Annotated in this window: 12 protein-coding genes and 1 tRNA gene; 9 read left to right on the forward strand and 4 right to left on the reverse strand. The window is 53.5% G+C overall.

The window, feature by feature from the left end:
* Positions 1–4: 4 nt before the first annotated feature.
* Together TA5113_RS08640 and TA5113_RS16650 are read right to left on the reverse strand one after the other, a co-directional pair.
* Positions 5–721 carry an NUDIX hydrolase gene (locus tag TA5113_RS08640; protein ID WP_058314646.1) on the reverse strand — a complete coding sequence of 239 codons (717 nt, stop codon included), beginning with the start codon at positions 719–721 and terminating at the stop codon, positions 5–7.
* Complete coding sequence (locus TA5113_RS16650) at positions 660–1,019, reverse strand: DUF983 domain-containing protein (RefSeq protein ID WP_082625846.1); 360 nt, start codon at positions 1,017–1,019, stop codon at positions 660–662. Before TA5113_RS16650 ends, TA5113_RS08640 begins: the two co-directional genes overlap by 62 nt.
* Positions 1,020–1,368: 349 nt before the next feature.
* On the opposite strand from TA5113_RS16650, the gene TA5113_RS08645 reads away from it, so the two are divergent.
* The 4 genes from TA5113_RS08645 to TA5113_RS08660 all read left to right on the forward strand — a co-directional run bounded on the left by TA5113_RS08645 (position 1,369) and on the right by TA5113_RS08660 (position 3,437).
* Complete coding sequence (locus TA5113_RS08645; protein WP_058314647.1) at positions 1,369–1,842, forward strand: EF-hand domain-containing protein; 474 nt, start codon at positions 1,369–1,371, stop codon at positions 1,840–1,842.
* 84 nt (positions 1,843–1,926) lie between these two features.
* Positions 1,927–2,511, forward strand: coding sequence for an RNA polymerase sigma factor (locus TA5113_RS08650; protein ID WP_058314648.1), 585 nt, complete (start codon positions 1,927–1,929; stop codon positions 2,509–2,511).
* A complete protein-coding gene (locus TA5113_RS08655; protein WP_058314649.1) occupies positions 2,504–2,896 on the forward strand; it encodes a hypothetical protein in 393 nt (130 codons plus the stop codon). The genes TA5113_RS08650 and TA5113_RS08655 overlap by 8 nt, the downstream gene beginning before the upstream one ends.
* A 4-nt stretch (positions 2,897–2,900) precedes the next feature.
* A complete protein-coding gene (locus TA5113_RS08660) occupies positions 2,901–3,437 on the forward strand; it encodes a periplasmic heavy metal sensor (RefSeq protein WP_058314650.1) in 537 nt (178 codons plus the stop codon).
* Between the two features lie 15 nt (positions 3,438–3,452).
* Here TA5113_RS08660 and TA5113_RS08665 read toward each other — a convergent pair whose 3' ends face one another.
* Positions 3,453–4,835: a diguanylate cyclase gene (locus TA5113_RS08665; RefSeq protein WP_058314651.1), complete on the reverse strand. Its 1,383-nt coding sequence runs from the start codon at positions 4,833–4,835 to the stop codon at positions 3,453–3,455.
* Between the two features lie 76 nt (positions 4,836–4,911).
* On the opposite strand from TA5113_RS08665, the gene TA5113_RS08670 reads away from it, so the two are divergent.
* The 5 genes from TA5113_RS08670 (at position 4,912) to TA5113_RS08690 (ending at position 9,400) form a co-directional block, all read left to right on the forward strand.
* Entirely contained in the window at positions 4,912–5,196 is a 285-nt protein-coding gene (locus TA5113_RS08670; protein ID WP_058314652.1) for a DUF3572 domain-containing protein, read from the forward strand.
* Between the two features lie 76 nt (positions 5,197–5,272).
* A complete protein-coding gene (locus tag TA5113_RS08675; RefSeq protein ID WP_058314653.1) occupies positions 5,273–5,965 on the forward strand; it encodes an HAD family hydrolase in 693 nt (230 codons plus the stop codon).
* A gap of 38 nt (positions 5,966–6,003) precedes the next feature.
* A complete protein-coding gene (locus TA5113_RS08680; protein ID WP_082625848.1) occupies positions 6,004–7,752 on the forward strand; it encodes a DUF4153 domain-containing protein in 1,749 nt (582 codons plus the stop codon).
* 65 nt (positions 7,753–7,817) lie between these two features.
* Positions 7,818–8,393, forward strand: a complete 576-nt coding sequence (locus TA5113_RS08685; protein WP_058314655.1) for a heme NO-binding domain-containing protein — start codon at positions 7,818–7,820, stop codon at positions 8,391–8,393.
* Positions 8,390–9,400 carry a GGDEF domain-containing protein gene (locus TA5113_RS08690; protein WP_058314751.1) on the forward strand — a complete coding sequence of 337 codons (1,011 nt, stop codon included), beginning with the start codon at positions 8,390–8,392 and terminating at the stop codon, positions 9,398–9,400. The genes TA5113_RS08685 and TA5113_RS08690 overlap by 4 nt, the downstream gene beginning before the upstream one ends.
* Here TA5113_RS08690 and TA5113_RS08695 read toward each other — a convergent pair.
* Positions 9,388–9,462 (reverse strand) — tRNA-Glu (locus tag TA5113_RS08695). The two genes, TA5113_RS08690 and TA5113_RS08695, sit on opposite strands and share 13 nt — an antisense overlap.
* Between the last annotated feature and the right edge of the window lies 1 nt (position 9,463).

Here is a 9,463-nt window from a genome sequence, read left to right on the forward strand (position 1 = left end):
GGCTTTAGCCACCTAGGTCGTCTTTGGTTGGTGCGCGACCGTGCAGTCGTGTAAAGAGCTCTGTTTCATCCGTATTGTAGAAAAAGGGAACGCTTTGGCGCTGACTGGTGTCTGGCAGTCGATTTTGGATCTCGGCCAAAACAACTTCGGTGATGAATGGCAGATCAAAACCACGAGCATTGGCAAGCGGCACCCATTGTAGGTGTGAGAGCTCATCGCTTGCCCGCGAAAAATCGTCGGGATCAGAATTGAGATCTTCGGCATCTACAAGGAAAAATCGCGCATCAAACCGGCGGGGACGACCCGGTGGCGTTATGGCCCGAAAAACAAAGCTTAAGCCTTCGGCATGCGGCTTATGCCCTGTTTTAGCATAGGAATGCCAATCTTCGACCGGTGGCTGTTCCCAATCGCCTTTGGCACCGAGCACTAGGCCAGTTTCTTCCCAGAGTTCACGAATGGCCGCCGCAAACAAGGCGGTTGTTATTGTACTTGCAGTTTCTGGGCGCAAATCCTCGGCAAGTCGCGCTGCAGTTAGACCGGTCGGCGAAGAGGCAAGGGAGACCGCATGATCGCCCGCGTCTACCGCGCCACCGGGAAAGACAAATTTGTTAGGCATGAATGCGGCCTTGGAGCCGCGTTGACCCATCAAAACTTTGGGCTCAGTCGCTTTGTCTCTCAGCACAATCACTGTCGCCGCGTCGCGAATTGCCGTTTTGTCCATGCCCCTTGCTCCCCGGATCTGATGCGTTCATCGCATTTTCTTGTCGCCATTCAAATGCAAGAACCGCACCCTTCATTCTAGGTAAAAGGTAGAGCGTTAGTGCGACACAGCCAACAGCTAGGATCGAAAACAAGGTCAAAGCGTCGGGACGTAATTTGTAATGGAGCACGTAAATTGCCAGCCCCATAATAGGAGCGACCAGAAGCAGAGTGAACAGCACAGGAAATAGCCCATAGCGGCGGATCGACAAAGGTTCACCACATACAGAACATGGGCTGCGGACCGTTAGAAACGGCATAATTGCTGGGCCGCTTCCGCATTTCGGGCAGCGACGACGCCATCCTCGAAAGAGTGAGCGGGCGAGCGTGTTTTGATCTGTTTTGGCGATGAAATCCGACAAATGTACCTCTTACTTGCACCAAACTTGGGGCCATAAATCCAAGGCTCAAAGGGAAATGAGCGCGTCCGCGTCCTCGTGTCGCAAAGATCCAAGGGGGATTGAGGGAAAAATCGTCGATTCAAAACCGCATTCGCATTTTTTCGAAAAAATCCAATTTTTTTGCGACGGAAACTGCATGGCCCAGCGTTTGACCTTCTGAAAACGGGCAGCAAGCCGGTTTGGAAAAACGCAAAAAAGGAACCTGACTATGAAACGTGCAGTATTGATCTCTGGTGTAACCGCATTTGCTCTGGCGCTGAGCGCTGGCGTTGTCGCTGCGAAAGGTGGCCACGGCGGCAAAGGTGGACCGCGAATGACCTTTGAACAGCTTGATCTAAATGGTGATGGCCAAGTCACCAAAGAGGAACTCGCCGCGCAAGCGACAGCGCGCTTTAATGAAGCGGACACCAATGGTGACGGCAATCTGTCGGCTGAAGAACTGGCTGCGGCCTCTGAACGCGCCAAAGAAGAGCGTATCGCGCGCATGATTGAAAAGCGCGATGAGAATGGCGATGGCGAGTTGAGCCAAGCGGAAATGCAACCCAATGAAGATCGTGCAAACAAGATGTTTGAACGTCTTGATGACAATGGCGACGGCGTGATTTCCGCGGAAGAATTCGCCGAGATGAAAGGCAAGCGCAAAGGCAAGCGCGGCGATAAAGGCGAAAACGACCAAGGTTGATCTGAAAGCTTCGGTGGGCGCATCGGAAACGGAGCGCCCCCAAATTGATTGATGTGGGGACATCAACCCGCTACTCCAACTGGGATGGATATGCCGCGAGACAGCTTTCAAGACGCAAGCGATGAGGCGCTATTGGTTCTTTATGCCAATGGTGATCCCGAGGCGGCCCGCGCATTGACCTTGCGGTTGACGCCAAAGGTGATGGGCCATGCCTATCGCATGTTGGGGGAACGCAGCGAAGCAGAAGATGTGGCGCAAGAAGCGTTGATCCGTCTTTGGAAGCTCGCGCCAGATTGGCGGCAGGGTGAGGCGAAAATCACCACTTGGCTGTACCGGGTTGTTGCCAACCTTTGTACCGACCGGCTGCGCAAAACCAAGGGTGTCGATCTAGACGCGATCCCGGAACCAGAAGACGAGGCGGCCAGCGCCGTCGAGCAGATACAACACAAATCGCGCCTTGATGCATTGCAGGCGGGGCTCAACACATTGCCAGAACGGCAGAAACAGGCGGTTATTCTGCGTCACATAGAAGGGTTGAGTAACCCCGAGATTGCAGAGATCATGGAAGTCGGCGTTGAAGCTGTCGAAAGCCTGACCGCACGAGGAAAACGCGCGCTTGCCAATGCATTGGCCGGGCGCAAAGAAGAATTGGGGTATTCTGATGGCTGATAAAATGGCTGGAAAACAGAATATGGATGATCTGTTGGACGATCTTTTTGCGGAGGCCAAGGCAGATAGCTCGCCGGCCCCGACAGAAGATTTCATGGCGCGAGTTTTGGCGGATGCAGAACGTTTGCAGCCAGAGGCGCCTCCAGTGGCTGCATCGCCCGCGACGGTACCGTCGCGTGGATTGTTGGCCACTCTGTTTGCGACGCTGGGCGGCTGGCAAGGCACTGGCGGATTGGTCGCTGCAACCATGGCCAGCGTCTGGATCGGGTTTTCAGGCGCCGATAGCCTAACGGTCGAGGGGTTGCAGGCCGTTGTGTCAGGGGACACGGAATTCTACCTGTCTGATCTCGGCGGTGACTTTAGTTTTGATCTTGGGGAAGGATGAGCGGATGAGTGACGAAACACCACAAGCAAAAACCCCGATGCGCCGTAGTCTACGCGTGCTTTTGTTTGCTTCGTTGGCAGCCAACTTAATCGTTGTCGGGCTGGTCGCAGGGGCAGTGTTTGGCAAGGATCGTCAAGGCGTTAAGCCACCTCGCAGTGGCGACTTCATGGGGGCTTACACACGGGCATTGCCCGACGAGGATCGCCGCGCCATTGGCAAATCAATCCGCGAGTACCACCGCAAATCAGGGATCGGTCGTGACCAGGCGCGGGCCCAGTTCCAAGAGATGCTGGCGATGCTGCGCGCCACGCCTTTTGATGCAGGCGCGATGACCGAGCGTCTTGAATTGCAAGCGCAGGCTGCCTTTGATCGCCGTCAAGCGGCACAGGTGTTTTGGTTGGAGCGTGTCGAAGCGATGAGCGACGCCGAACGCCAAGACTATGCAGATCAAATCGAGGCGCAGCTCAAGCGCTTGCCGCGTAATAAACCCAACGGCAAGCCAGACAAACCAGCCAAAGCTCCGAACAACGATGGCTACTAAGCGAGGTGAGGAGGGTCAGGCGTGCTCTTTCGCAAACCTGACCTGATCGCGGCCCCGTAATTTTGCGTCATAAAGCGCAGAGTCTGCTTGTTCGATGAGGGCATTGACCGGTTTCGTGAGGTGTCCGCACCCGCCCATGGTCACGCCGATGCTCATCGTGACAGAAATGCGTTTGTTGATGCTTGAAACCTGAACAGGGCGTTCGCGCATTACGGAACACATATCTAACGCCATTCGGTTTGCTCGTTCGGGTGTGGTTTCGGGCATCGCGATCAAGAACTCTTCGCCGCCAATGCGAGCGACGAGATCAACTGGGCGTAGATGTTCGCGCAGGCGGCGCGCCGCTTCTGTTAATACTGCATCTCCCGTGGCGTGGCCAAACTGATCATTCACTTGTTTGAAATGATCAAGGTCGGCAATCATGATCGCAAATTGCTGTTTCTTGAGCTTTGCGCGGCTACAAAGGCGCTCCACGTGCGGCAGTGCGTAACGGCGATTAAAGAGACCGGTCAACGGATCGGTGACCGCCGCATCCAAACCAATCGTAACGTTGTCGCGCAAGCGATCCGAGAGCCTCTTCTGCGATGCCAGGGTCGAAATCCTCAGGCTCATTTCGTCGGGGTCAAATCCGTTCATCATGACGTCGTGCGCACCAAGGTCCATGGCGTCAACTAGGATCCTGCGTCGTTCATCATCCACGACCACCAGAATGCCAGAATGACGTGTTGAGGCGCGCGCGCGGATCTCAGCGATCAGACGCAAGGCCGTATCTGGTTTCTGGCGGTCGACGGCGATGACAAAAACGTCCGGAACCTTTGATCCAGAAAGGTGTTTGAGCGTGTCTGAATGAATTGTGGGAGTGATCCTGTAGGGCATCATTGTTTTCAGCACGGTGGCCCACCGGATCGAAGTTGCACTTTCGGGTGTGGTCACATGTATTTGTGATTGTGCGACAAAACTTGTGGTCGTTTCCGCGAATCCCATTGCCTGGCCGGTCTTTTGGCGCAACTCACTTTCTTCCGCTGTCTCAAGACTGCGTAGTAAGCTGCGCAATCGTGCGAATAGAAATACATCGTCAATCGGGCGCACCAAAACATCATTCGCCCCGGCTTTTAGGGCAGCTAACCGCATTTCGCGATCATGTTGGCTGCTGATCACCAAGATTGGTAAATGCGATGTTTTGGGGCCTGTTTTCAACCGACGACAAAACGCGATGGCGTCAGCGCTCTCCAAATGAGCATTAACCATAACAAGGTCGATGGCTTCATTTTGCAGAATAACGTCGGCCTCGTTTGGGTCGGCCGCCTGAATAACCTTATAAAACGCGTTGCTTAGCCTAACCTTTAGGACAATGCGATTGGTCGCAATGCTATCCACAATCAGAATCTTACCGGGCATTTGTCCTGTCCTTGCCAAGTGATGCGCTCTATTTGTAAGGACATTGGTTAAGAAACCATTTCGAAGGTTAACTAAATTGTCTTTTTCTCCCGAATCCGCTGAAACCCTTGCTTTACAGGCGCTTGCATGGCTGTCGGGCAATGATGAGTTAATGCCAATTTTCATGGGCAGTACTGGCGTTTCCGTAGATGATTTGAAAACCCAAGCTGGTGATCCGGCTTTTTTGGCCTCTGTTCTTGATTTCATCATCATGGATGATCAATGGGTGATCGCTTTTTGCGATGCCCAAAATTTGGAATACACCGCTCCAATGATGGCTCGGCAGGTGTTGCCGGGTGGCGAACAGGTGAATTGGACCTAGGCAAAAGATCGTTTTGACCTAACACCCTGCGCGTGTCAGAAGGCGCTTGATTTAAAGCGACAGCACAGGTGATCCGATGCAGGTTCAGGGGCTTCTTTTTGACAAAGACGGTACGTTGTTTGATTTCAACGAAACATGGAGCAATTGGACCGTTGGCATCATCGATCATTTCGCCGAAGGCAGCGCTGAGCTTGCGGCTCATATCGCGACAACGATCCAATTTAATCTCAGCGAACGCGTTTTCTTACCGAGTAGTCCCATCATAGCTGGCACAAACCGAGAAGCGGCCGAGCTTGTCGCATCCGCTTTGGCGGATGCAGATGTCGACTATGTTGAAACCTACCTTGCGCAAGCAGCCGCCAAAGCGCCCCTTGCGCCCGTGGTTCCATTGGGGCCGCTGTTGACGGAATTTCGAAGCCAAGGCCTCAAGCTTGGCGTCATGACGAATGACACTGAGCGAGGCGCGCGCGCCCATTTGAGCGAAGCCAATGCCTTGGAATTGTTTGATTTTGTGGCGGGTCACGACAGCGGATTCGGAGCAAAGCCAGACCCTGACCCCCTCTTGGCATTTGCCCAGAAACAAGAACTTGATCCGCGAAACGTTGTCATGGTCGGCGACAGTACGCACGATCTGATTGCGGGGCGTCGTGCGGGCATGATGACCATTGGTGTTTTGACAGGGCCAGCAAAGGAAGAAGAACTGGCCCATTATGCAGACTATATTTTGCCCCATATCGGCCATCTGCCGAATTGGTTAGGTCGCGGCTAAGCGCATGTTGTAAGCTCACCCAAAACAAGGGGCGAGCAATGCAATCAACGCGTTCACAACACAGTTCAGAAAAACAACATCTCTGGATGGCTCTTTTGGGCGGGCTTGCAGGTCTGTCCATGTGGGTTCTCTTCGAGCTTCTGACGGATATCGTTGAAAACCAACGGCTTCTTCTCTGGCTTGCGAGCGCGACGGTTGGATTTTTCGTGCTTATTTTTGCGCTGCTGGGCAGCTTGCGTTGGCGTGATGCGATGATGGGCGCATTGCTCTTGGCGCTGGTCGATGCCGCCTTGCTGTACTGGGCAAGCAACCGGTTTCTGGTTGTCGAAAACCTGCTGGACGAGAGCTATGCGCTGCTGGCTTGGGGTGTGGTTTTGCTGATAGGCGCGCCCTTTATGGCCGCCGCATTGCAGGGCAGGGCGCGTGACTATGCCGCGCTGTTTGACATCTCTTGGGGGATCGTCGTGCGCTATGGGGCTGCTTGGGTTTTCGTTGGGCTGTTTTGGGGCCTGCTGATGCTGTCGAACGAATTGCTAGAGATCGTTGGGATCACAATTATCGACGATCTGATTGATCTTGACCCGGTGCCTTATCTGCTAACCGGCGCAGCGCTTGGGTTGGCGCTATCGGTTGCTCAGGAGTTGTCAGACTTCATTTCGCCTTACCTGCCGCTGCGACTGTTGCGGTTGCTGTTGCCCATGGTGCTGTTGGTTGTGACGGTCTTTATCGTCGCGCTGCCGATTCAAGGGCTGTCGCAATTGTTCGGAGACTTCTCTGCAGCAGCGATCCTCATGAGCGTTGCAATTGCGGCAATTTCCCTGATTTCATCAGCTTTGGATCGGGTGGATTCAGATGGCGTGCAATCTAAGATGATGACCTTTGCGACGCGCGGGCTTGCACTTTTACTTCCGATCTTAGCCGGGCTTGCCACGTGGGCCATTTGGGTGCGGGTGTCGACTTACGGCTGGACGCCGGAGCGTGCGGCTGCGAGCCTCGCGGCGCTTTTGATCCTAGCTTATGGGGTGATCTATGGCCTTGCCGTATTGCAAGGCAATGGTTGGCGACGCATGATCCGGCAAGGCAATATTGGCATGGCTTTGACAGTGTTGGGCCTATCGATGCTCTGGATGACGCCACTCATGGACGCTCAGAGGCTTTCTGCACATTCACAGATCAGCCGTTATTTGGGTGGCCTCACAGAAGCCGAAGGGTTCCCTGCTTGGGAAATCACGCATTCTTGGGGTCTTGCGGGCCAAAATGCGGTGGCGGAATTGCAGTCACTGGATGCAGAGGGCCATGGTGCTCTCTTAGAAAAACTGACACGTGCTGCAGATTTAAATCGGTGGGAATTTAACCAAAGTGAGGGCAAGCCGAGCTTTGCCGCCCTTTCTCAACAGATTGAAGAGCAGCTGAAAGTTTGGCCCGAAGATCACAAGGTTCCAGCGGAATACTTCTCAAATAGTTCGCGCCATCAGCTAAATGGGTGGGTAGACGCGTGCAGCCGTGAAAAAGAGCGTCCGTGTACGCTGGTTTTCGGTCCATTCGGACACCAAGGAACTGAAACGTCTCTCTTTTTTGTTCCAGAGGCTGAAGGAGGCGCTGAGGGGTATGGCGCGTCACTGGAGAACAATCAGGAGCCCTATTTCTATCCGCTCATGCGGCATGATGGGTATCGCCGCTTGACTGAAGATCAATATCAAAAACTGATCGCCGGGGGCTACCGCATTGGCTCAGCAAGTCGCAAATCCCTATGGTTTGGCGATGTCGAAATAACTAGCGACAATTGAATTTATTGGAGAAATCTTAAAACCCTTGGTCTGATACTAAGCCTCAATTGAAGGCGAGGGTGTAAATGCACGGGTTGATCAACCGAGCGGTCGAGTGCTTTGTGCGCGATACATATGGTGACGCAAAATGGCTCTCCGCCGCACGCCGTGCGGGGCTCCAAACACCGCAATTTGAGGCGATGCTGCACTATGATGATGAAATCACTTCGGTTGTTGTCGACTCTGTTGCTGCCGAGCTGGACCTGCCGGTGCCGACGGTTCTGGAAGACATCGGAACCTACTTGGTAAGCAGCAAATCAGAGCAAGCGCCACGTCGCTTGCTGCGCTTTAGCGGTGTCACTTTCCTTGAGTTTCTGCATTCGCTCGATGATCTGCGCGACCGTGCGCGACTGGCTCTTGAGGACCTGGATTTACCAGAACTCAAGCTGCAAGATCATGGAGGTCATTGTTACAGCCTTGAATGTAGGCACGACTACACTGGATTCAGTTACGTGTTCATGGGCGTCCTGCGCACGATGGCTGATGACTACGGAGCACTTGTCTTTCTGGAAACCACAAACAATCGGGACATTAATATCCAGCTATTCCAAGAGGAATTCAGCGCCGGGCGTCGATTTGAGCTGGGAGCAAAGCCCGCATGAATGTGCGAGCAAAAACCTCCAAGTGGTCGTTTGCACTGGATGCGCTGTGTCCGATGCACGTTCAGGTCGATCAAACGGGCCGAATTCATCATGTCGGGCCCACAATTCAGAAGTTGCGCCCGGATTTGGAATGGGTGGGGCAGAGCTTTCTCGAGGTTTTTCGTGTGTTGAGACCGCATCGCCTCGGGATCAAAAGCAACCTGCTTGAAGCACGCAATATCAAGTTGCATTTGCAATTGGGAGATCCACCAAACACCACATTGCAGGGCATCGTCGTGTCCGATCCGTTCCGCGAGGGCGTTTTGATCAACCTCAGTTTCGGGATCAGCGTTTTAGATGCGGTGCAGACTTATGGACTGACAAATGCGGATTTCGCGGCAACAGACATGGCAATCGAGATGTTATTCTTGGTCGAAGCAAAGTCGGCTGCAATGAATGCGTCGCTAAGCCTCAATCGCCGGTTGGAAAAGGCAAAAAACGCAGCCGAGTTGCAAGCATTCACCGATTCATTGACGGGATTGAAGAACCGGCGGGCGGTTGAACAAAGTGTTGAGCGTTTGCTTGAGGATGGGGCTGCATTTACATTCATGCAGCTCGACCTAGATTTTTTTAAGGCCGTGAATGACACAATGGGTCATGCGGCCGGTGATCATGTTTTGCAGGTTGTGTCGAGCCGACTTCTAACCGCGACACGCGCTGGGGATGATGTGGCTCGTATTGGGGGGGATGAGTTTGTCATTGTCCTGAGGGGGCCAATTGATGACATCCGTTTGGCTGAGCTTGCGCAAGGGATCATTGATCACCTGTCCGAGCCCATTATGTTTGAAGGAGAGATGTGCCGGATTTCCACAAGTATTGGCATATCAAAAGTGCAGTCAGGGCGTGTCTTGACCTCTGATCAACTGATGCAACAAGCCGATAAAGCGCTTTATTCGAGCAAAGCGAGAGGTCGCAGTCAGTATGCTTTTTCAAAGTCGTGTGATTTTGGGAAAAGTGGCAGCCCGTAGGGGAATCGAACCCCTCTTTCCAGGTTGAAAACCTGGCGTCCTAACCGATAGACGAACGGGCCA

The organism is Cognatishimia activa (assembly GCF_001458335.1).
GTDB classification, from domain to species: domain Bacteria; phylum Pseudomonadota; class Alphaproteobacteria; order Rhodobacterales; family Rhodobacteraceae; genus Cognatishimia; species Cognatishimia activa.